The 23,877-nt window shown below is 48.4% G+C and carries 16 protein-coding genes; 10 read left to right on the top strand and 6 right to left on the bottom strand.

What is annotated here, in order from left to right; genetic code table 11:
* Window positions 1-146: 146 nt before the first annotated feature.
* Genes leuS through F5971_RS07895 form a run of 4 tightly spaced genes read left to right on the top strand, consistent with a single transcriptional unit; the run spans window position 147 to window position 4,713 of the window.
* The gene (gene leuS / locus F5971_RS07910; protein ID WP_193494641.1) at window positions 147-2,741 is read left to right on the top strand and encodes a leucine--tRNA ligase; all 2,595 of its coding nucleotides are present in this window, start codon (window positions 147-149) and stop codon (window positions 2,739-2,741) included.
* An 11-nt stretch (window positions 2,742-2,752) separates the two neighbouring features.
* A complete protein-coding gene (locus F5971_RS07905; RefSeq protein ID WP_036514037.1) occupies window positions 2,753-3,253 on the top strand; it encodes an LPS-assembly lipoprotein LptE in 501 nt (166 codons plus the stop codon).
* 41 nt (window positions 3,254-3,294) lie between these two features.
* Entirely contained in the window at window positions 3,295-4,329 is a 1,035-nt protein-coding gene (gene holA / locus F5971_RS07900) for a DNA polymerase III subunit delta (protein ID WP_036514040.1), read from the top strand.
* Window positions 4,330-4,713: a c-type cytochrome gene (locus tag F5971_RS07895; protein ID WP_036514043.1), complete on the top strand. Its 384-nt coding sequence runs from the start codon at window positions 4,330-4,332 to the stop codon at window positions 4,711-4,713.
* A gap of 1 nt (window position 4,714) precedes the next feature.
* On the opposite strand, the gene glnG is transcribed toward F5971_RS07895, so the two are convergent.
* From glnG to glnA, 3 genes are all read right to left on the bottom strand, one after another.
* Window positions 4,715-6,148 (bottom strand): nitrogen regulation protein NR(I), encoded by a 1,434-nt coding sequence (gene glnG / locus F5971_RS07890; protein ID WP_193494640.1) that lies wholly within the window; start codon window positions 6,146-6,148, stop codon window positions 4,715-4,717.
* Window positions 6,132-7,205: a nitrogen regulation protein NR(II) gene (glnL, locus tag F5971_RS07885; protein WP_036514046.1), complete on the bottom strand. Its 1,074-nt coding sequence runs from the start codon at window positions 7,203-7,205 to the stop codon at window positions 6,132-6,134. Before glnL ends, glnG begins: the two co-directional genes overlap by 17 nt.
* Before the next feature lie 219 nt (window positions 7,206-7,424).
* Window positions 7,425-8,837 carry a type I glutamate--ammonia ligase gene (gene glnA / locus F5971_RS07880; RefSeq protein WP_036514049.1) on the bottom strand — a complete coding sequence of 471 codons (1,413 nt, stop codon included), beginning with the start codon at window positions 8,835-8,837 and terminating at the stop codon, window positions 7,425-7,427.
* Between the two features lie 402 nt (window positions 8,838-9,239).
* Here glnA and typA point away from each other — a divergent pair, with 402 nt between their 5' ends.
* The 4 genes from typA (at window position 9,240) to F5971_RS07860 (ending at window position 14,162) form a co-directional block, all read left to right on the top strand.
* On the top strand, window positions 9,240-11,048 hold the full coding sequence (gene typA, locus F5971_RS07875; RefSeq protein WP_193494639.1) for a translational GTPase TypA: 1,809 nt from the start codon (window positions 9,240-9,242) through the stop codon (window positions 11,046-11,048).
* 111 nt (window positions 11,049-11,159) lie between these two features.
* Entirely contained in the window at window positions 11,160-12,110 is a 951-nt protein-coding gene (pip, locus tag F5971_RS07870; protein WP_036514052.1) for a prolyl aminopeptidase, read from the top strand.
* A gap of 18 nt (window positions 12,111-12,128) precedes the next feature.
* Window positions 12,129-12,566 carry a D-aminoacyl-tRNA deacylase gene (dtd, locus tag F5971_RS07865; RefSeq protein WP_036514055.1) on the top strand — a complete coding sequence of 146 codons (438 nt, stop codon included), beginning with the start codon at window positions 12,129-12,131 and terminating at the stop codon, window positions 12,564-12,566.
* Between the two features lie 153 nt (window positions 12,567-12,719).
* Window positions 12,720-14,162: a sodium-dependent transporter gene (locus F5971_RS07860; RefSeq protein WP_193494638.1), complete on the top strand. Its 1,443-nt coding sequence runs from the start codon at window positions 12,720-12,722 to the stop codon at window positions 14,160-14,162.
* Window positions 14,163-14,270: 108 nt separating this feature from the next.
* Here the strand turns inward: F5971_RS07860 and F5971_RS07855 are convergent, their stop codons facing one another.
* The 3 genes from F5971_RS07855 to F5971_RS07845 all read right to left on the bottom strand — a co-directional run bounded on the left by F5971_RS07855 (window position 14,271) and on the right by F5971_RS07845 (window position 17,492).
* Complete coding sequence (locus tag F5971_RS07855) at window positions 14,271-14,924, bottom strand: hypothetical protein (RefSeq protein WP_036514060.1); 654 nt, start codon at window positions 14,922-14,924, stop codon at window positions 14,271-14,273.
* A 123-nt stretch (window positions 14,925-15,047) separates the two neighbouring features.
* On the bottom strand, window positions 15,048-16,031 hold the full coding sequence (locus tag F5971_RS07850; protein WP_036514063.1) for an alpha-E domain-containing protein: 984 nt from the start codon (window positions 16,029-16,031) through the stop codon (window positions 15,048-15,050).
* Window positions 16,032-16,034: 3 nt separating this feature from the next.
* Window positions 16,035-17,492: a circularly permuted type 2 ATP-grasp protein gene (locus F5971_RS07845; RefSeq protein WP_036514066.1), complete on the bottom strand. Its 1,458-nt coding sequence runs from the start codon at window positions 17,490-17,492 to the stop codon at window positions 16,035-16,037.
* Window positions 17,493-17,824: 332 nt separating this feature from the next.
* Between F5971_RS07845 and F5971_RS07840 the strand changes: the two genes are divergently transcribed.
* On the top strand, window positions 17,825-21,145 hold the full coding sequence (locus F5971_RS07840; protein ID WP_193494637.1) for a transglutaminase family protein: 3,321 nt from the start codon (window positions 17,825-17,827) through the stop codon (window positions 21,143-21,145).
* A 78-nt stretch (window positions 21,146-21,223) separates the two neighbouring features.
* A complete protein-coding gene (locus tag F5971_RS07835; RefSeq protein WP_036514069.1) occupies window positions 21,224-23,839 on the top strand; it encodes a circularly permuted type 2 ATP-grasp protein in 2,616 nt (871 codons plus the stop codon).
* Window positions 23,840-23,877 lie beyond the last annotated feature (38 nt).

Raw genomic sequence — 23,877 nt, 5'->3', positions numbered from 1 at the left:
GATGTGATTAAGCCCTGTTTGCATCTCTGCATATATTGTATGCTATGCCGCATTGACTCATCTTTCCAATTAATCTGACATCGAGCCCTACGCGTTTATCCATAACAGCCTGTGCCGACGTCAAACAAGAGATCTGATCAGACACAATGAACGAGCACTATCAGCCACAGGCCATTGAACCGAATGCCCAGCAGTACTGGGAAGATAACCAAAGTTTCAAAGCCGTAGATGACACATCGCGCGAAAAATTTTATTGCTTGTCCATGTTCCCCTACCCCAGCGGCCGACTCCATATGGGACATGTTCGTAATTACACCATAGGTGATGTGGTCTCTCGTTACCAACGTATGCAGGGAAAAAATGTACTGCAACCGATGGGCTGGGATGCCTTTGGCTTACCGGCTGAGAATGCGGCGATCAACAATAAAGTGGCGCCCGCAAAATGGACCTATGAAAACATCGACTACATGCGCAATCAGCTCAAGCAAATGGGCTTTGGTTACGACTGGTCTCGTGAACTGGCCACCTGCCATCCCGAGTATTATCGTTGGGAGCAATGGTTCTTTACACGTTTGTTGAAGAAAGGTTTGGTTTACAAACGCGAATCAGAGGTGAACTGGGATCCCGTTGACCAAACCGTACTGGCCAATGAGCAAGTCATTGATGGTCGTGGATGGCGTTCTGGTGCTCTGGTCGAGCGTAAGAAAATTCCGCAATGGTTCTTAAAAATCACTGACTATGCGGATCAGCTTTTGGATGACTTGGACAAGCTTGAACACTGGCCTGAGCAAGTCAAAACCATGCAGCGTAACTGGATTGGGCGTTCAAAAGGCGCTGAAGTGTCGTTTAAAGTTGACAACTACGGCGATCTTCAAGTGTTTACAACACGCCCCGATACGCTGATGGGCGTAACCTACCTGGCGGTGGCCGCACAACACCCACTGGCGTTAAAAGCAGCAGAGACCTCTGCCGAAATAGCCGCTTTTATTGATGACTGCAAAAATGTCAAAGTGGCTGAAGCCGACATGGCTACCATGGAAAAGAAAGGCATCGATTTAGGAATTGAGGCGACTCACCCACTGACAGGTAAAAAAGTCCCTGTTTGGACGGCGAACTTTGTATTGATGGACTACGGCTCTGGTGCCGTCATGTCCGTACCTGCACATGATCAGCGTGACTGGGAGTTTGCCAAAAAGTATGGACTGCCGATCAAGCAAGTCATTGAACCGATCGACAATAACCTCATCGTCGATCTTGATAAAGAAGCCTTCACAGAAAAAGGCAGCTTAATCAACTCCGGCGATTTTGATGATTTGGACTTTGACCTTGCCTTTAAGGCCATCACCAATGAGTTGAGCAAACGCGGCCGTGGTCAGGTCACCATTAACTATCGCTTACGCGATTGGGGTGTGTCACGCCAGCGTTACTGGGGTGCTCCTATTCCGGTCATTAACTGTGCAAGCTGCGGCCCTGTGCCAGTTCCAGAAGATCAACTGCCCGTTGTTCTGCCTGAAGACGTTGAGTTTGATGGAGTTGGCTCTCCGATCAAAAAGCTCGCTAGTTTCATTGAAACCACCTGTCCTTGTTGCGGTGGCCCTGCTGAGCGCGAAACCGACACCTTCGACACCTTCATGGAGTCAAGTTGGTACTTTGCTCGCTTCGCCAGTCGCAACAAAGCCGATGGCATGCTAGACCCTGAACAATCGCGTTACTGGTTGCCCGTTGATCAGTACATTGGGGGTATTGAACACGCGATTCTGCATTTACTCTACTCACGCTTCTTCCATAAGCTGATGCGTGATGAAGGCCTTGTCGATTCAGATGAACCCTTCACTCGTCTACTCTGCCAAGGCATGGTGCTTGCCGAAACCTATTACCGTGAAGACGAGCGCGGTGGCCAGGTCTGGATTTCACCCACTGACGTGATCACGGAAACAGACGACAAGGGCCGCATTATCAGCGCCCGCCATAAGGATGATGGTGAGCCCGTTTTGGTCTCCGGCATGTCAAAAATGTCCAAGTCCAAGAACAACGGCATAGATCCACAAGTGATGATTGATCGCTACGGTGCCGATACCGTTCGCCTTTTCATGATGTTCGCGGCACCGCCAGAGCAATCATTGGAATGGTCAGATTCAGCCGTTGAGGGCGCTCACCGTTTCTTGCGTCGTCTTTGGAAGCAAGTGTACGACCATCTAAACCAGGGTCTTCCAACGGTTCAGCTGAACAGCGAAGCACTCACGGACGATCAACGCGAATTGCGCCGTAAAGTGCATGAAACCATTCGCAAAGTGACCGATGATATTGAACGTCGTCAGACGTTCAACACGGCCATTGCCGCCATCATGGAGCTGTCGAATGCGATGTCACGTTTCGATGACACCTCTGATCAAGGCCGTGCTGTGATGCAGGAAGCACTTGAGGCCGCCGTGGTACTCTTGTCACCGATCGTGCCTCATATCACCCATGAGCTTTGGACGCTGTTAGGCCATCAAGATGCTGTCGTAGCCGCAGCTTGGCCCGTGGCGGATGAAACCGCGATGACGCGCACAAAGGTTGAGATCGTGGTTCAAGTGAATGGTAAGGTTCGCGCTCGCATAGAAGTCGCTGCCGATGCTGACGAAGATACCCTTCTACACTTAGCCTTAGCGCAAGAGAATGTGAAAAAGCACATAGAAGGCAAAATGATCCGTAAGAAAATTGCAGTGCCGAATAAACTACTCAACATAGTGGTCGGCTAGGAGTTTTAATCATGGCGATGTCCTTGCGCATACGCCACTGGTGTTTTCTGTGCCTGCTGACTTTGATGGTCAGCGGGTGCGGTTTTCATTTACGTGGTTCGTATAGTGTTTCTGATGAGCTGTCACACGTCAGCATTGTGTCTGAATCCGTCAGTCCAGCGATGGTTCGAGCGGTCACTCAAGCGATGACGTTAAATGGCGTCGAGGTGCTGCCAGAGGCCGACATCCAGCTACTGCTCAAAAACCAGTCGGACATACGACGGACCGTGTCTCTAACACGTTTGGCCCGTTCGTCTGAGTATGAGCTAAGAACGGTGATCCATTTAAGTGTGGTTGATCGTGACGGCAATGAATTACTGCCAGAGCGCACCCTTTATGCTGAGCGCGTTTACAGTATTGACCCCGACAACATCACCGCGACAGAAACGCAGGAAATCATCCTTAAAGAGCAAATCAGACGTGAACTGGCCCAGCAAATTATGCGTCAGTACATTCGTTTAAAAAGCTCGTGAGCGGACACTCAACAAGTGACTCTTAAAAGCGACTTGCACGCATGAAACTGCGCCCAACAGACCTTCCGGCCAAACTGAGCTCAAATCCGGTGTTCCCTGTATACCTTGTATATGGGGATGAACCCTTGCTGTCTTTAGAAAGTTGCGATTACATTCGTCGTTTTCTGTCCCAGAAAGGCTTCTCTGAACGAGAGGTCTTTCACGTCGATGGGAACTTCAGCTGGGAAGGCACGCTGCAAAGCACCAATGCGCTCTCGCTGTTTTCTGAACAAAAAATTCTTGAGATACGCTTAGGCGAATCCAAAATCAACAAAGCAGATAGCCAGCACCTACAAGCCTACCTAGACAATCCAGCACCGGATACTACACTTTTATTAGTGGCAGATAAGCTAGATGCAGGCAGTAAAAAAAGTGCATGGTACAGCACGATTGATAAACGGGGCTTGATGGTCGAAATCTGGCCACTTGAGCCACAACAATTATCAGGATGGCTGATTCAACGAGGCAATGCGATTGGTCTACACCTCGACACGGAAGCCGCACAGCTTTTATCGGATCGGGTTGAAGGCAACTTACTTGCGGCTCGTCAAGAACTGGATAAGTTACGACTTCTTTGCTCAGATGGCCACATATCGGCTGAGCAAATTTTAGAAGCCGTCTCCGATAGCTCACGTTATGATGTATTTGCGTTGATGGATGCCGCGCTTATGCGACAACCTGTGCGTTGTCAGAAAATATTGCAGGTTATTCGGCAAGAAGGCGTTGAAGCCCCAGTGGTGCTCTGGGCCATCACGCGCGAAATCCGAACGCTCTATTCGTTAATACAAGGTTTATCGCGCGGTCTATCTGCGGATACACTCTGCCAAAAAGAAAAGGTCTGGGGTAAGCGTAAAGGTCCTGTTCTCAAAGCCTGTCAGCGATTACACCTAGACGATTTAGAAAAAATGCTTTCACAAGCGGCCTTGGCAGACCATGCGATAAAAGGACAAGGGCAACATGACCCTTGGTTGATTATGGCACAACTCGTATTGGCTCTGGCGGGAGCAGCCCTTCCGTTAGTCGCATTGGAGGCCTGAATGCGCATACGTATTCGACATCTACTCCTCACCCTCATCAGCCTTGCAGGGTTAGCGGGCTGCAGCGATGCAAACAATCCTGCCAAAATGACGCAAGGCGTGGATCTGTATGCTTACTATTGTAAAGAGTGCCACACCTACAGAGGTCTGGGCCCTGAGCTTCAAAACCTTCCACCGGGTGTCAATCAACTGCAAGAACACGATGTTATTCTGATCATTAAACACGGCTACCAATTTGGGCACCCAATGGGGCATTTTCCAGATTTAACCGAACATCAAGCCAGAGCCGTCGCTGAGTATGCCGTAGCCCTACGTCACGAGCAACGTATGAAAGCGCTGCAAAGCATGGAGCGCGTTGCGCCCCTTGAGCCTGCCAGCGACTAACCTACTCGTCCTCATCCTCATCGCCTGAACTGTCTTCCATGCCCAGCTCTTTAATTTTACGTGTAAGCGTATTGCGTCCCCAGCCTAATAACTCCGCGGCATCGCGTTTACGTCCCGCTGTATGCTTTAACGCTACCTCAATCATGGCTCGTTCAAATTGCGGAACGGCCTCATTGAGAATGGTTTTACGACCATTTGTTAACTGCTGATCCGCCCAATTACGAAGCAACTGTTCCCAATTACCGCTTAAGGCCAGGCCTTGATCTTGCTGATCCAACAACTCAGGTGGCAGGTCAGAAACCAGCACCTCACGCCCTGATGCCATGACCGTTAACCAACGACAGGTGTTTTCTAACTGCCTAACATTACCCGGCCAAGGAAGATCGCAAATAAACTGTTCTGTCTCGGCTTTTAACAGCTTAGGCTCAACACTTAACTCTTCAGCTGATCGAGCCAGAAAGTGACGCGCTAACCGAGGAATATCCTCACGACGCTGAGAGAGCCTTGGTATATGAATGCGAATCACATTCAGACGATGAAACAAATCCTCCCTGAAGCGACCTTCTTTCACTAAGCTCTCTAGGTTTTGATGGGTCGCGGCAATAATGCGAACATCCACTTTGACGGGCGTATGTCCCCCGACACGATAAAATTCGCCATCCGCCAGCACACGCAGTAAGCGCGTTTGCGTATCCGCAGGCATGTCACCAATTTCATCCAAGAACAAGGTTCCACCATCCGCCTGCTCAAAACGCCCACGACGCGCTGCTGCCGCTCCGGTAAAGGCCCCTTTTTCATGCCCAAACAACTCAGACTCGATCAAGTCCTTAGGAATAGCCGCCATATTCAACGGAATAAAGGGATGCTCCGCCCGAGGGCTGTGCTTATGCAGTGCATGTGCGACAAGCTCCTTGCCCGTTCCAGAGTCACCATTAATCAAGACGGTGATATTGGATTGAGATAGCCGACCAATCGCACGAAACACTTCCTGCATGGCAGGCGCTTCACCAATAATTTCAGCCGTTGTATCATCCACTACTTCAGGCGATTGAATACGCCGCTCATAGGCGTGTTCAACGGCCCTACGCACCAATGCGACAGCATCATCAACATCAAAAGGCTTCGGCAAATACTCAAATGCACCGCCACGATAGGATGCCACCGCGCTGTCCAAATCCGAGTGCGCGGTCATAATAATGATCGGCATATCTGGATTAATGGATTGGATATGATTCAATAATGCCAATCCATCCATACCCGGCATGCGGATATCACTGACGATGGCATCAGGTTGTTCTTTGTCCAGTCGCTTGATTAGATCATCGGCTGACTCAAACATAGCGGTTTTCATTCCCGCCGAGCTTAAGGCTTTCTCTAAAACCCAGCGAATAGACCGGTCGTCATCGACAACCCAGACATTACCCGGTGATTTCATTGTTTTGCTCCAGAGGAATTAGTAATTGAAAACGTGTTTGCCCTGGCTCACTGCTGCATTCAATCAAACCCTTGTGTCGATTGATAATAGCCTGTGCGATCGACAAGCCTAACCCCGACCCTTCTGCACGCCCAGTGACCATAGGATAAAAAATCGAACTCACCAAATCTTCAGGAATCCCCGGCCCGTTATCAATGATCTCGATTGAGCAAACGAGCCGGTGTCGCTCACTCCCTAAGGTCACTTGACGATGAGCCCGTGTTCTCAAGAGAATACTCGGCTCAGGTGTTGAGGCCTCCTGTAACGCCTGCATCGCATTGCGCAAAATATTCAGTATGGCTTGAATTAGCTGTTCTTTATCACCCAAAAACTCAGGAATACTTGGGTCATAATCGCGGACGAAACGAATTAAGTGATTGGACTCAACATCGACGAGGCTGCATACTCGTTCAAGGAGTGCATGGACATTGATTTCCTCAATCCGTGGTAAATTATGAGGCCCCAATAATCGATCAACGAGATTTCTGAGACGATCCGCTTCTTCAATAATAACCCGCGTGTAATCATGCAACTCAGGGTTATCAAGCTCTCGCTCTAAGAGCTGTGCAGCTCCTCGAATCCCTCCGAGTGGATTTTTAATTTCATGAGCCAAACCGCGTACCAATGATCGCGCAGTTGCATGGCGGTTGAGCAATTCCTCTTCACGTTCAATGCGCATTAAACGGTCACGGGCTTGGATTTCGAGCAGCAGCCCCGAGTTTGACAGTGGATTCACGCTGTAATCAATCAACAGCTCGTTGGATAAGATCGTTACAATCCTAGCTTCCCGCTTACTGAAGGGATGCGATGTTTTTAACGCATCTTTTAACAAGCGCACATCGTCTTCTGCAAAGACCACGCATTCCGTTAAAGGCTTACCTCTTAAACGACGATAGGAAATTTGCAGCAACATCTCAGCTGCAGGGTTCATATACTTTACCCGCAACTCTTTATCCAACATCACTACCGATGTCGTTAAGTTTTCTAACGTTTGTTTTGATGTATCTAAACTAAACATGCGGCCTCCACCTCTGTAACTTCTATTTGCAAAAAGGAGGCCACTTTTGCCTTCACGCCCCAACGCCCATTTACGGGCACTGCATGAAACATTATGGACAGGCTAAAGGTTCAAGAGCACCTACAAAGCACAAATTTAGTGCACAAAACATTTAAGCACGCACTGAAACTTTACTCAAAAAAAAACCTCCCGAAGGAGGTTTTTTATCGTTTAATAGAATTAAACAGAGTAGTACAGATCGAATTCAACTGGGTGAGTGGTCATGTTGACACGCTCAACTTCAGCACGCTTCAGACCAATGTAAGCATCCAGCATTTCTTTAGAGAATACGCCGCCTTTGGTCAAGAACTCATGATCCGCTTCCAACGCATCCAAGGCTTCAGTCAAGCTGCCGACAACGGTTGGGATCAACTTAGCTTCTTCAGCTGGCAGATCGTACAAATCTTTATCCGCTGGGTCGCCAGGGTGAATCTTGTTCTGAATACCGTCGATACCCGCCATCAACAACGCTGCAAAGCAAAGGTATGGGTTCGCTGCTGGATCAGGGAAACGAGCCTCTACACGACGTGCTTTCGGTGAAGTAGTGTACGGAATACGCAGTGATGCAGAACGGTTACGCGCAGAGTACGCCAGCATAACGGGTGCTTCGAAACCTGGAACCAAACGCTTGTAGGAGTTGGTTGATGGGTTACAAATAGCGTTCAGCGCTTTAGCGTGCTTGATAATACCGCCGATGTAGTAAAGTGCATAATCGCTCAGACCCGCATAACCGTCGCCTGCGAAGATGTTTTTACCATCTTTGGACATAGACAAGTGAACGTGCATACCAGAACCGTTATCACCAACCAAAGGTTTTGGCATAAAGGTAGCTGTTTTGCCATACGCATGTGCAACGTTATGCACGCAGTATTTCAGGATTTGAACTTCGTCGGCTTTCTTAACCAGAGTGTTACCGCGTACACCGATTTCACACTGACCAGCCGTGGCTACTTCGTGGTGATGCACTTCAATGGTTAAGCCCATTGCTTCCATTGCGTCGCACATTGCGGCACGAATGTCATGCAAAGAGTCGATTGGTGGAACAGGGAAGTAACCGCCTTTAACACGTGGACGGTGCCCAGTGTTACGTGAACCGCCTTCCAATTTCATGTTTGAAGACCAAGCCGCTTCTTCAGAGGAGATGGTATAACCACAGCCACTGATATCAGCATGCCAGTTTACTTCATCAAATACGAAGAACTCTGGCTCTGGGCCTAACATTGCAGAGTCAGCAATACCCGTAGAGGCCAAGTACTGCTCAGCACGCAAAGCAACTGAACGTGGGTCACGGTCATAGCCTTGGCCAGTCGCAGGCTCAACGATGTTGCAACGAACAATAACAGTAGGCGCTTCAGTGAAAGGATCCAGAACCGATGCACTGTCATCAGGCATCAGGATCATGTCAGATTCTTGAATTCCTTTCCAACCTGCGATAGAGGAACCATCGAACATTTTCCCTTCTTCGAAGAAGGAATCACCCATATCAGATACTGGAATGGTAACGTGCTGCTCTTTACCTTTGAAATCAGTAAAACGCATGTCGATCCACTTAGCACCGCTCTCTTTGATCAGATTCAGAGTATTCTCTGACATACGACTCTCTCCACATGTTAGCTATATGAATTTGCCGGAGGCCGGATGCAGAAAATATCCGGCGTAACCGCTTACATCAGTACAAGCAATGAACGTGCCAGTGTAAAAAACCCCGCCAAATCAGGGCTCTTAAGAGCCGACAAATTGGTAGTGATTCATTTTTTGCACCATTAAGAGGCACGATTATCAAAAACGCACCATTAACACCCACAAAACAGGTTGGCGACGATCGTATTTTGTGCAATGCACGTCTAAATCATACTGGATCAACCGCAAATTTGCGCCATCCCGGTGCAAATATAAATTTAATTGACATGTTCAAAATGTCATCAAACTTTCGTCGCTTGTTCGGGGTTAGTTGCGTATAATAATGCGCTTTAGACAAAGAACCGGTACAAACTTGTGATCGAAGACTTAAGAAATATTGCTATCATCGCCCACGTCGACCATGGCAAAACGACCCTCGTCGATAAACTGCTGCAGCAGTCCGGCACCTTAACGCGCCGTGATGAGTCCGCTGAGCGAATCATGGACTCGAATGACCAAGAACGTGAACGCGGTATCACGATTCTAGCCAAGAACACCGCCATTAAATGGAACGACTATCGTATCAATATCGTTGATACACCGGGGCACGCGGACTTCGGTGGCGAAGTAGAACGTGTTCTTTCGATGGTAGACTCTGTTCTTTTATTGGTTGATGCGGTTGACGGCCCAATGCCTCAAACGCGTTTCGTAACCCAGAAAGCTTTTGCTCAGGGCTTACACCCAATTGTCGTCATCAACAAGATTGACCGCCCAGGCGCACGCCCAGACTGGGTAATGGACCAGGTATTCGATCTGTTCGATAACCTTGGCGCAACTGACGAACAGTTAGACTTCCCTGTTGTCTACGCATCAGCGCTAAATGGTATCGCTGGCTTAGACGCGGATGACATGGCTGAAGACATGACGCCGCTGTTTGAAGCCATCATTAAACACGTTCATCCGCCACGTGTTGATCCAGAAGGCCCATTGCAAATGCAAATCTCGGCATTGGATTACAACAGCTACGTAGGTGTAATCGGTATCGGCCGTATTACACGTGGACGTCTGAAAACCAACACTCAAGTTAAAGTAATAGACAGCCATGCTCAATTGCGCAGTGGCAGAGTATTACAAGTCATGGGCTACCATGGACTTGAGCGTGTCGAAGTTCCTGAAGCGGAAGCCGGTGATATTGTCTGTATCACGGGCCTCGACCAGTTGAACATTTCAGACACCATCTGCGACCCTAACGTCGTTGAAGCACTGCCAGCACTGTCGGTTGATGAACCAACAGTTTCTATGACCTTCCAAGTGAATGATTCTCCCTTCGCAGGTCAAGAAGGCAAGTTTGTTACCAGCCGCAACATTAAAGAGCGTTTAGAGCGTGAATTAATTCACAACGTAGCGCTGCGTGTAGAGCCAGGCGACTCTCCTGAGAAATTCAAAGTATCAGGCCGTGGCGAACTTCATTTATCGGTTTTGATCGAATCCATGCGTCGTGAAGGGTTTGAACTCGGCGTGTCTCGTCCTGAAGTTATTCAAAAAGAAATCGATGGCGAAATACGCGAGCCGTACGAATTGGTGATGCTGGATGTCGAAGAGCAGCACCAAGGTTCTGTCATCGAGGAACTTGGCAAGCGTAAAGGCGACATGACCAACATGGAAGTGGACGGTAAAGGACGTATTCGCGTTACCTTTATGATCCCTTCTCGCGGACTTATTGGTTTCCGTAGTCAGTTTATGACCATGACCTCAGGCACGGGCATCATGACCTCTGTTTTCGATCATTATGGTCGTGTAAAAGACGGTGAAGTTGCCGCGCGCAATAATGGCGTTCTCGTGTCTATGGTGAACGGTAAAGTACTCGGCTTTGCGCTTTTCACCCTGCAAGAGCGTGGTCGTTTATTCGTCAGCCCAGGTATCGAAGTATACGAAGGGATGGTTATTGGTATCCACGCACGCTCAAATGACTTGGTTGTTAACCCAACCAAAGGCAAGCAGCTCACCAACATGCGTGCATCCGGTACCGATGAAAACATCGTACTGACACCACCAATTCGTTTCTCGCTTGAGCAAGCGCTTGATTTTATCGAAGACGATGAACTGGTCGAAGTAACTCCTGTTGCAATCCGTGTTCGTAAGAAGCTTCTGAAAGAAAACGAGCGCAAGCGCAACAAAAAGTAATCATTGAGCCTGCCCTTCGTAGGCAGGACACATGACCAAAAGGCAGCCTCGGCTGCCTTTTTGCGTTATGATGCGACATATCTATGATCAGTGTCTTCGGTGGAGCCAACCATGCGGGTTTTATATCCTGAAATCAGTCCCTATGCTCAACATTACCTAGCTGTCGACGAACAGCATACTCTATACGTAGAGGAGTGCGGCAACCCTCAAGGCATCCCTGTCGTCTTTATACACGGTGGCCCTGGTGGTTCAATATCACCCGCACACCGATGCTTTTTTAATCCACAAGCCTATCGAATCGTTCTGTTTGATCAACGCGGCTGCGGGCAATCCACCCCTCATGCATGCTTAGAGAACAACACCACACAGCACTTAATCAGCGACATGGAAACCCTACGCCAGCATCTCAACATAGAGCAATGGCTACTGTTTGGTGGCTCGTGGGGATCAACCTTGGCACTGGCCTATGCCCAATCGCATCCCGAACGTGTTCTAGGTATGATTTTGCGCGGCATTTTTCTATGCCGCCATCAGGATATCCACTGGTTTTATCAACAAGGGGCCAGCGCAATCTTTCCAGACTATTGGCAAGACTATATCAGCGTGATTCCCGAAGCAGAGCGTGACAATATGCTAGCGGCCTATTATCGACGCCTAACCTCTGACAATGAGCTGGCGCGCATGGCCGCCGCGAAAGCTTGGTCGATATGGGAGGGCCGCTGCTCAACCCTTCATCCAAATACGGATATTGCCGAGCACTTTGGAGATCCTCACATCGCTTTAGCCATGGCAAGAATTGAAGCACATTATTTTATTAACAATAGTTTTATGACGGATAACCAACTCATTAAAAATGCCGATGTTCTTCAAGACATCCCTATAACCCTTATCCACGGCCGTTATGATGTTGTCTGTCCAATCGAGCAGGCCTTTGCATTGCACAAAGCACTACCGAATGCACAACTGAATATTATTCGTGATGCAGGGCATTCGGCATTTGAACCAGGGATAACCGATAACCTGATCAAAGCAACCGATCAGTTTGCTCAACTCAAAGCCTAAATTTGGAACCACTACACCATGAAAGGCCTGATACAACGTGTACAGCATGCGTCCGTTCATGTCGATAAAGAATGCATCGGCAACATTCATCAGGGCTTGCTCCTCCTGCTCGGGATTGAAAAGCAAGACACAGAAGAATCTGCCGATAAGATGATCCACAAGGTGCTGAATTATCGCGTTTTTTCCGATGAGACTGGGCGCATGAATCTTAATGTCCAGCAAGTCAATGGTGGACTCTTGATTGTCTCGCAGTTTACACTCGTCGCAGATACCAAAAAAGGGTTACGGCCTGGCTTCTCAATGGGCGCAGCACCCGAACAAGGAGAAGCGCTTTACGACTACTTTGTTCAGCGCGCCCAAGCGGCCTATCAACATATAGGAACAGGGCAGTTCGGTGCCGATATGCAGGTTTCGCTACTCAACGACGGCCCTGTCACCTTTCTGCTCGAAACCTAAAGAATTAGGTAATTTTCGTATTTTTTGGCCTTTAGACAAATCTTTCTGTCTTATAGTTGGATATTTCAAAAAAAACCGCCTATTGATATAAGGTAAAATCGGCGGTTTGTACACAGTTTATATAACTCTAACTATAACGGATCAGCCAAAATTATGAGCTCACCTAAAATTTGGACCCATAAGGGGACCTTTCTGCTTGCCGCCGTTGGCTCGGCTGTCGGCCTCGGGAATCTCTGGCGTTTCCCATACTTAACAGGCGAGAATGGTGGCGGAGCCTTCATACTCATTTATGCACTCACCATTGCCGTGGTGGGCATTCCCATCCTGATTGCTGAAAGCTTACTCGGTCGTGCAAGTCGTAAAAGCCCAATCATGGGTATGAAGTACCTCACCAAATCTCATGGCACTAGCTCCAACTGGCAAATTATCGGCTGGATGGGTGCAGCAGCGGCCTTCATTATCCTAAGCTTCTACTCGGTCATTGCTGGCTGGGCGATTCACTACACTGGACTTATGTTTTCAGGATCCTTGAGCGGAGCCAGTTCTGAAACGATCGGGGCTGCATTTGGCGACCTTCTCGCATCACCTGGTCTTCTCCTGCTCTACCACACCCTGTTCATTCTCGCCTCGGGTGCGATTGTCGGCATGGGTATCCATAAAGGAATTGAAAGCGGATTACGCTTTATGATGCCAGCCCTGTTCTTCATCCTGCTGATTGTACTTGCCTATGGCATTATCGCAGGTGACGCGGTGGCAGCCATGAAGTTTTTGTTCACGTTCAATCTATCGGATCTAAGCCTTGAAGGCTGGTTACAAGCCATGGGGCAGTCGTTCTTCACCTTGAGCTTAGGCATGGGTGCAATCATGGCCTATGGTGCCTACATGTCCAGTGAAGCCTCCCTAACACGCACGGCAATTTCGATTGCTGTCGTCGATACCGTCATTGCCTTATTGGCAGGTATTGCAATTTTTGCCTTGGTCTTTGGCAGCGGGATGGAAGCAGGACAAGGACCTGGCTTGATGTTCGTCACACTGCCTATCGCTTTTGCTGACCTACCTGGCGGTATTCTATTAGGGGGAATCTTCTTCATTTTAGTGATCGGTGCTGCCTTGACCTCTGCCATCTCGCTTGTCGAGCCCGTGGCTGCATTCCTGGTTGAAAAGTACGGTTTAAGCCGCCCTACAGCCGTTGGCATTATGATTGCTGGCTGTTGGTTGCTGGGCTTAGTGACCGTATTTAGCTTCAATATTTGGTCAGAAGGCACCATTACCCATACGCTGTTTAATCGCTCACCCTTTGATGTGTTAGAGTTTGTAACAAACATTCTAATGCCGTTGGGCGGGTTACTGATTGCCTTGTTTGCAGGCTGGGCGTTGAGCCGTGATGAAGTGATTCGGGAAATGGCCACCAATGATCAGTGGTTCAAAGTTTGGCAGTTCTTGGTCAGATTTATTGCCCCAACAGCGGTTGCGTTCGTGTTTTTACGAACCATTCCACAAGTCGAAGGTTACCTGATCCCTGCCGTGGGTTCAGTCCTAATTATTGGTGCGTTTACAGCCGGTCGCTCTTTTATGGTGAATAACAAAGCCAATTAAGTTTTACTCTAGGCCAAAAAGCCGTGTCGTCATTTTAAAAAATGGACACGGCTTTTTTTAAAAATACGCGAAAGGCAGGTCTAATCAAATGAACCGTCAAACAAACATTTAAGAATGTTTTTCTTTCTGCGCTTGCTGAACACCAACCGATTTTTGCTCCCAATGATACAAAAGACTCCCATACAAAATGAACGCATAGGCGGCGAGTTCAATACCTTCCTGTATCGTGTTTTTAACCAATCTTGGCGCCGAACGATCAAAATCGTGCATAAAAATCGCTTCCCAGAGCGCACCCGTTCCGAACACTCGGCTAAAAAACAACAGCAATGCGATTCCAGTCAAAACATACGCAAATGGATAGGATTTTGCCGCCTCAGCCATCGACACCCAGAGGTTTTTGCGCCAAAAACAGGCCACTAAGATTGAGCACACGGCAACACCTGCAACCAAATATTGCCATAAACCCGGTTGCATCATATCCAACAGCGCATCCTGCTCGCGAATAAACATACAAAGAAATAAACCCGCCACCAGCACCGAAAAGCCACGTTGTTCAGGCATCATCCACATCAGCTTATAAAAAATAATTGCGGATAACCCAATAAAAATCGTTTGGCTAATCTCCGTGACGCCTTGTTCAGGCATACCATGACCAATCACCACGATATCCAGATACACGGCCAAGGGTGACCATAACAGCCCAGCGATTAAACCCAAAAAGCTCAAAATTGAATATTTGATACTGATCAAAGCCTGCGACATTCCTTACCCTCTGTCATTGTCCTGAAATAATAAAGGTGTATTTTGAAGGGGGTTCGCTGCGTTGTCGATAGATTCTTGAATCTGGCACTCGGATGAGTGCCAGATATTGTGAGTCAGATGCGTTCAGTTTTGCGTTTGAGTTTGCGCTAACTGTGCAACAATTTCCTTTTCATGCAATAGAGTGAACCAAGTGTCGACAACAGCATCGTGAATGTCCAAAAAATCAATTTGTAATTGATCGATGTACTGATGCAGCTGATCCGGCTCTGAAGACAAAAGAGGAATGTCTGCACTGGTGATATGCGCCAAACAGTTTTGTGCTGCCGTTAATGCGCGCAGATGACCAGGAAGCTGGCTCAGCTCGGCACAAACTTGAGTTAACGCACATGCAACTGCGCGAGGGAAGCGCACATCCTGCAATAAGAAACGAAGTACATCCGGCCCTCTCACGCGCAACCGCACATGTTGACGGTACATCTGAAAGCCTGTTAACGACTTCAAAACGCTCACCCATTGCAAGGTTTCAAAGGGCGTCATTTCATCCGGCGTGCGCGGCAATAAATTTTCTGAACGAACATCAATAATCCGCGTTGTCATGTCCGCCCGCTCAATCGAACGCCCCAACTGCAGAAAGGTTCTCACCTGCGTATAGCTCAACGTCCCCTCAATCATCCCATTCACAGTCTCACAACTGCGAATGACTCTATTCAAAAACGCATCGCGATTTCTGGGCGTAATCCCAGCTTCAACTTGATGACTGATGGCTAAGAAAAGCTGATTCACCTCCTCCCAAATACGCTGAGGCATCACATCACGCGTTGTTCTCAAGTTTTCTCGCGCAGCGGCAAGTGACGAAACAATCGATCCACTGTATCGACGATCTCCACAGAAGAAGCTGAGCACACTGGCCTCATCTCTCTCTGTATAGTACTTGTCAAACACCGCATCACTGCTCGTAATGGTCACTAAAGACGACCAGCCCAAGCGGGTTGCTTTAGGGAAGTCCAACAATAAATGACTGTTAACACTAATCAGCCGTGCTGTATCTTCCGCACGTTCGAGGTAGCGAGCCATCCAATACACACTTTCGGCAACTCTTGATAACATAACTCAACCCCTCTTAGTATCGACAATCCAAGTATCTTTGCTACCCCCACCTTGTGAGGAATTGACCACCAAGGATCCTTTGGTCATTGCCACACGCGTGAGTCCGCCCATGGTCACATAGGTAGACTGACCACCCGACAGAATAAAGGGACGCAAGTCAACATGACGCGGCTCCATTCCTTCATCACACAAGGTCGGAGCGGTTGATAAAGATAACGTAGGCTGCGCCATATAATTACGCGGATTGGCATTAATTAAGTCAGCGAACACTTTTCGCTCTTTTTTAGTGGAGTGAGGACCAATCAACATGCCATAACCACCCGACTCATTCGCAGGTTTTACAACTAGCTTGTCGAGATTATCCAACACATACTTGCGATCATCTTCGAACATACACAGATAGCTCGGCACATTCGGCAAGAGAGGCTCTTGATCGAGATAGTAGCGTATAATCTCAGGAACAAAGGCATACACGACCTTATCATCTGCAACCCCCGCTCCTGGCGCATTGGCTAAAGCCACTTTACCACTGCGCCACGCCCGCATCAGGCCCGGGACACCTAACATTGAATCAGGATTAAAGGCTTCAGGGTCTAAGAACATGTCGTCAATACGGCGATAAATGACGTCAACTCGTTGCAAACCGTCCACGGTACGCATGTACACGCAGTCGTCTTCACCTACCACCAAGTCGCTGCCTTCAACCAACTCCACTCCCATTTGTTGAGCTAAATATGAATGCTCAAAATACGCGGAGTTATAGATACCCGGGGTTAGAACGACGATTTGTGGATCATCTCCAGGTCTTGGCGACATAGAGGCTAGCATGTCATATAGCTGATCGGTGTAATCATCAACCGGTTGTATCCGCCCAGTTGCAAATAACTCAGGCAATACACGCTTGGTGACGTTGCGATTTTCAAGCATGTACGACACGCCCGACGGCACTCGTAAATTATCTTCTAGGACGTAGAGCGTTCCATCCTTGTCTCTGACTAAATCAGAGCCACAAATGTGTGCCCAAACACGGTGCGGCGGTGTAATCCCCACACACTGGGGTCGGAAGTTAACGGACTGCGCTAGCACTTCTGCTGGAAACACACCATCTTTGACAATCTTCTGATCATGATAGAGATCATCAATGAACATATTGAGTGCCTGCACACGCTGCTTTAATCCTGCAGAGGTTCGTTGCCACTCGTCTAGAGGAATGATTCTTGGAACAATATCAAAAGGCCAAGCGCGATCAATCATGCTGCCTTCGGTGTACACCGTAAAGGTGATCCCCATCATTTGAATTGCAACATCAACCGCCGTTTTATGATCGGCTAATTCACGTGCATCCAACTGTGCTAAATACTCACACAACATCCGAGAAACATCTCGCGGTTGCCCAGGCCCTGCAAGTAGCTCATCGTAAAAGCCATTACACGCGTAATTTTGCCAGTTTACTTTACTCATGGCATGCATTCCGTTCTATTTGTAGATGTTACAAGAATATTAGCAATTGCCATACCAACCGTTATTTTGTTGATATGGATGTGCGTTTTTTCGCTACCGCTTGTATTTGTGCACCATAATGCTCATCAAAAAACCCAGCATAAGCACCAAAACAGTGCAGAAATATATCTAAACCTATGTGTCGTTGTTTTTAGACTATAGTTCGTGTGAGCCTATTTTTTCTACCTTTATTCAGAATTCACTATGAATTACATAAATAGGCAGTATAAGTGGCATATCAATTGCTGTTCGTTCACTATACTTACTTAACGATCATTGACCGGATTAAGACGATGACCATACGTGTTGCACTGAAGCACTCTACCCGTTACGACTTCGACAGACCCGTCAACCTTTCGCCTCACTTGGTGCGCCTCAGACCGGCCCCACACAGTCGTACTCCGATTGATGCCTATTCACTCAAAGTCTCAGGTGGTGAATACTTTATAAATTGGCAGCAAGATCCCTTTGGAAACCATCTAGCTCGATTGGTGTTTCCAGAGAAGGTGACGCATTTGCATGTCGATGTTGAGCTAATCGCCCCTATGACGGTTATCAACCCCTTCGACTTTTTTATTGAAGACTATGCGCAAGCGTTTCCGTTTAAGTACCCTGACGGATTAAAAAAAGAGCTGATACCTTATTTAGAAATCACTGAGTCCGGTCCATTACTCACCCAGTGGCTAAGTGAAGTCGCCGATAAACCTACCCCTATGGTTGATTTTCTTGTCGCGATTAATCAGCGTTTAGAGCAAGACATCGACTATTTGATTCGTATGGAGCCTGGCGTACAAACGGCCGAAGAAACCTTAACGAAAGCTCAGGGGTCGTGTCGAGATTCAGCGTGGCTCATGGTGCAAATCTTACGGCACCTTGGTTTAGCGGCGCGCTTTGTGTCTGGCTATCTCATCCAGCTTACAGCAGATGTCAAAGCTCTGGATGGCCCTTCAGGTACAGAGGTTGACTTTACCGATTTGCATGCTTGGACAGAAGTCTTCATTCCAGGAGCTGGCTGGGTTGGTCTAGACCCAACATCGGGACTTTTTGCAGGCGAAGGCCACATTCCTTTGGCTGCAACACCCGAGCCCTCCAGTGCGGCCCCTATTACCGGACTCTCGGACAAGTGTGAGGTTGAATTTGACTTTGAAATGAGCGTCACCCGAGTCCATGAAGACCCACGTGTTACCAAGCCTTACACTGACGAGCAGTGGTCTAAGATCGAGGCGCTGGGTGACTATGTCGACGAACGGATTGAAGCCAACGATTTGCGTCTAACAATGGGGGGTGAGCCGACGTTTGTATCGATTGACGACATGGATGCACCTGAATGGAACACCGAAGCACAAGGCCCCAACAAGCGCCGCCTTGCAGAAGGGCTTTTAAAGCGCCTAAGACCGCATTTTGCACCTGGTAGTCTCATCCATTATCAGCAAGGAAAATGGTATCCAGGCGAACCCCTACCCAGATGGGCCTTAGCCTGCTACTGGCGCAAAGACGGTCTTCCTGTTTGGAAAAATGACAGCCTACTGGCCGACATGTATAAAGACTATTCAGTCACGCCTGACATTGCCAAGAGTTTTACAACCCGCTTGGCCAAGCGTATCGGAGTGGCCGAGAAGTGGATCATTCCCTGCTTTGAAGATGCCTACTACTACTTGTGGCTGGAACGTCAGCAGCCCGTTGATATTGACCTTCGTAAAGAAGACCTTAAAGACGATGAAAACCGTGCACGACTGGCGCGTTTATTAGAGCGTGGTTTGGATGAAATCACAGGTTTCACTCTGCCCCTGAATCGCAGCCCAAGTACTCTTAAGTGGCAATCAGGCCCTTGGCCTATTCGACGTGAGTCGCTCTACCTGATTCCTGGGGATTCGCCTATGGGTCTCAGACTTCCATTATCAGCGCTGCCTTTTGCAGGTCGCGACGACACCCAGCACCCCACCAGCTTATTTGAACATCAAGCCCCTCTGGCTGACATGCATGGAGAGGTCGCGAGTCGCTACAGCGATCTGCAAGCAAAACAAACAGGCGGTCCTTACACGCCAACACCGCTAAAGCAAGATATTCAAGAACAAACACCTGACTCGGCTGATGGACCCATCATTCACACGGCACTGTGTGTTGAACCCCGTGAAGGTAAATTGTTTGTCTTTATGCCGCCGCTACCGCGACTAGAAGATTACTTAGAACTCTTGGCACACATAGAAAAGACCGCGGCTGAATTGACACTTCCGATCTGCGTCGAAGGTTATCCACCTCCTTCCGACAACCGTTTAGAGAAGTTCTTGATCACACCGGATCCAGGGGTTATTGAAGTCAACATTATGCCTTCCAAAACCTGGCGTCAGCTTGTGAGCCGTACTCAATGCTTGTATGAAGAGGCCCGCCTAGCGCGTTTGGGTACAGAAAAATTTATGCTCGATGGTCGACACACTGGAACAGGAGGGGGCAACCATGTCACGCTCGGTGGTGAAACACCGTCAGACTCCCCTTTCTTAAGGCGTCCGGACTTACTGGCCAGTATGATTACCTTCTGGCAACACCACCCAAGTTTATCCTATTTATTTGCAGGAATGTTCTTAGGTCCAACCAGTCAGGCTCCTCGTATTGACGAAGCCCGACATGAAGCCCTATATGAGCTGGAAATTGCTTTTCAACAAATGCCTGTGGGTGAAATCCCTCAGCCGTGGATTGTAGATCGCTTGCTGCGCAACCTGTTAACCGACATTACCGGTAACACACATCGCGCCGAGTTTTGCATTGACAAACTTTACTCCCCTGATAGTCCAACAGGGCGTTTGGGTTTAGTCGAGCTGCGGGGTTTTGAAATGCCGCCTCATGCCCAAATGAGTTTGATGCAACAACTGCTCATACGCGCATTGGTGGCTCGTTTTAGCGAAACACCCTATCGCAAACCACTGGTGCGCTGGGGAACTGCTCTGCATGATCGCTGGCTTCTCCCGCATTATTTATGGGAGGACCTTAAAGATGTACTGCATGACCTGCATGAACATGGCTTTGATTTTGATCCGAGCTGGTTTGAAAGCTTCTTAGAGTTTCGCTTCCCTCAATACGGTCAGGTCATCTACGACCAAGTACAAATTGAGTTACGACAAGCCATCGAGCCTTGGCATGTATTAGGTGAAGAGGTCAGTGGCGGGGGCACCGCACGTTATGTAGACTCATCGGTAGAGCGCTTACAAGTCAAGCTCTTTGGCTATAACCCTGCACGTCATATTTTGACCTGTAATGGACGCAGAGTCCCGCTACAGCCAACGGGTGTGAATTCCGAAGCCGTTGCAGGCATTCGGTACAGAGCTTGGCAACCGCCTTCAGCGCTTCATCCAATGATCCCAGTTCATGCACCGTTGGTATTTGACTTAGTCGACACTTGGAATCAGCGCTCGTTAGGGGGCTGCATTTATCATGTTTCACACCCAGCTGGTCGCAATTACGAAGACTTCCCAGTCAATGCAAATGCAGCAGAATCTAGACGGTTATCTCGTTTCTGGGCGCAAGGTCATACTCAAGGAAAAATGGATATAGGGGTGGAAACGATCCAACCTGAGTACCCTCATACCTTAGATCTTCGCCGAGATCACAGACCTAAATGAGATTCTGATTTATACTCGTCTTATCTCACTTAGCGCCAAGAGGCAAACATCGCCTCTTGGCCCAATACGGTACCGATAATGTTCGACCCCAGCTTACTCAACTCTGAATTACAGGCAATCCTGTCTGCGTATCTTAAACAACTGAATCATCATGGCGTACACGCACATGATGAACTCTTTAGCTCAGATGATCGCATTCGAAATCAATGGCACCCTCTCCTTGAGGAGTTCAGCCAGCTAGGTACCGATACCCTGCTTGCTCGGAGTGAAGAAGCGCAAAATTTATTGCATGAGAACGGAGTAACCTTCAACTCCTATGAAGACGATCCCGGCCGCATGCGATCTTGGGAGCTGGATTGTCTTCCCTATGTAATCAGCACAGATGAATGGGAAGGACTGGAAAGAGGTCTGATTCAACGAGTACGTTTATTGGAAGCCTTAGTCGATGATCTCTATGGGCCAAGAAATGTTATTAAAAAAGGGATTTTACCGCCCGAACTCATTTACACTCACCCAAGCTATCTGTTTCCGGCTTTGAACGAAGAGGAAACACCGGATCGTCCCTATATCATTTTTCACAGCACAGACTTAATACGCAATGCCTCTGGTGAGTGGCTAGTATTGGGGGATTGGGCGCAATCTCCTTCAGGTACAGGCTATGCACTCGAAAACCGCATTACCCTTGCCCGCGCCCTACCCAATTTGTATAGAGAAGCACCAATAAAACGCTTAGCGGGTTTTTTACAAGCACAGTTGCGCTGTCTAGCCAGTTTAAACCGAGGTCAGAAAGAGCACCCCAACATTGTGTTGTTGTCTCCAGGACCTGGCAGTCCTGGCTATTTCGAGCATGCGTGGCTTGCCAACTATATGAACTTCACCCTTGCTGAAGGCGCTGATCTCGTCGTTCGTGACGGGCAAGTGTCGATGAGAACGCTCGGGGGGCTCAAACGGGTTGATATTATTCTTCGACAGATCAATGACCCTTGGTGCGATCCACTTGAACTACGAGGCGATTCTTTACTTGGGGTACCAGGTTTAATGCAAGCCGCACGCAACGGTGAGGTCGAAATTGCCAATGCTCTAGGAACAGGCGTATTGGAGCATCCCGCTTTATCTACTTTCATGCCTGAACTCTGCCAACACCTATTAGGTGAAACGCTGCTTTTAAAAAATAGAGATGCTCTATGGTGTGGAGAAGATCAACAATTAACGCGTGTACTCAATGAAACAGGACAATGGCTCATTAAAGATGTGCGTATGCCGACGCGTGTGATCAAACCCGAAAACCTATCGGTCAACGAACGCGAAATGCTGTACAAATCCATCCAACGACAACCCTATTTATTCGTTGCATTGGATAAACCGAAAGCAGCAACCGCCCCTGTTTTTAATGTCAAAACTCGCCAGTTCGAACCACAACCCGTGAACTTGCGCTTGTTTAGCCTCGTCGAACCTGATGACCTTTTTAAGCCACTGTCGGAACGCCAATACCGTATTATGCCGGGCGGACTCGCATGGATTGGCAACGCAGGTACACCGTTAATGGAAAGCCAAACCGTTAAGGATATATGGGTCATGGCGCCTGTACCGCAACCGCACATCAGTTTGTTGCGTCAAGCCAATGGTCCCATTGTTGTCACTCGAGACGGCACCGACCTCCCTTGTCGAGTGGCTGACAGCCTTTTTTGGATGGGACGTTATGGCGAGCGCTTAGACATCCGATCACGACTGCTACGCGAAACCTTTTCTCGCTTACAACAGGAAGACCAAGAAGACACTGGCACGCGCTTAATTCCCGACTTATTCGCAGCCCTTGAACTCGACTATCCAGATGTACCCAGCGAAACGAAGGCCCTGAAATCCGCCGCGACTGAAAACACTCGCTTGACACGTGCTGAGTATTTGCATTTACGAAATTGTTTATTAGAACTCTTTGCTGAACACCACAATGACGGCATGCCTTGGCTATTTAGTCACTTCCTACGAAATTGCCGTGCAGTTCGCGACCATTTAGGAGACGATGCATGGCGCACGGTCAACAACCTTCGACAACGTTTTAACGACATGCCAAGCGCTCAAAGTGCCATTATGGCACAACGGCATTTAGAGGGTGTCGTCACGAACCTGGCAGCCTTTTTTGGTCTATGCAATGAAACAATGCCGCACCATTATGGTTGGCGCTTCTTGGATATCGGCCGTTTTATTGAGCGGATATTACTATCCCTAGAACTGCTACGCTTGGCCTTGCTCACCGCTAGGCATCCTGGTATCCCTTTATGGGAAGTGGTATTGGCAACGACCGATAACTTTACCGTTTACCGTCGCCGATATCGCTCACAACTGCATCCATCCGCGATCTTGGATTTGCTTTTATTTGACGAAACCAACCCACGCTCCGTAGGATACATGTTGAAACGACTTAGCCGACAAATTGAGCGATTGCCCCATCCGAATATTTCGCCCTACCGCAACCAAGAAACGCGTTTGGTAATTCAGGCGACGAGTGCATTGCATCTTGCGGACTTAGATAACTTAGTCAACATTGATCATTCTGAGGAGGCACAAGCCGCATTGGCAACGCTGCTTGATCAATTAATTCAGCCCATGTCAGAGCTTTCCAATGCCATTTCACACAGTCACTTTAGCCATGTAGAAGCACCTCGCCAGCTAGTGACCATGCAAAGCACTGTATAAGCATGCCAAGTCTAGATACAATAGGTTACACTTTAAGC

The sequence above is a fragment of the Nitrincola alkalisediminis genome (assembly GCF_009821115.1).
In the GTDB taxonomy this organism is placed as follows: domain Bacteria; phylum Pseudomonadota; class Gammaproteobacteria; order Pseudomonadales; family Balneatricaceae; genus Nitrincola; species Nitrincola alkalisediminis.
The sequence above is the reverse complement of the archived record's forward strand: the minus strand, read 5'-3'. Positions and strand labels throughout refer to the sequence as shown.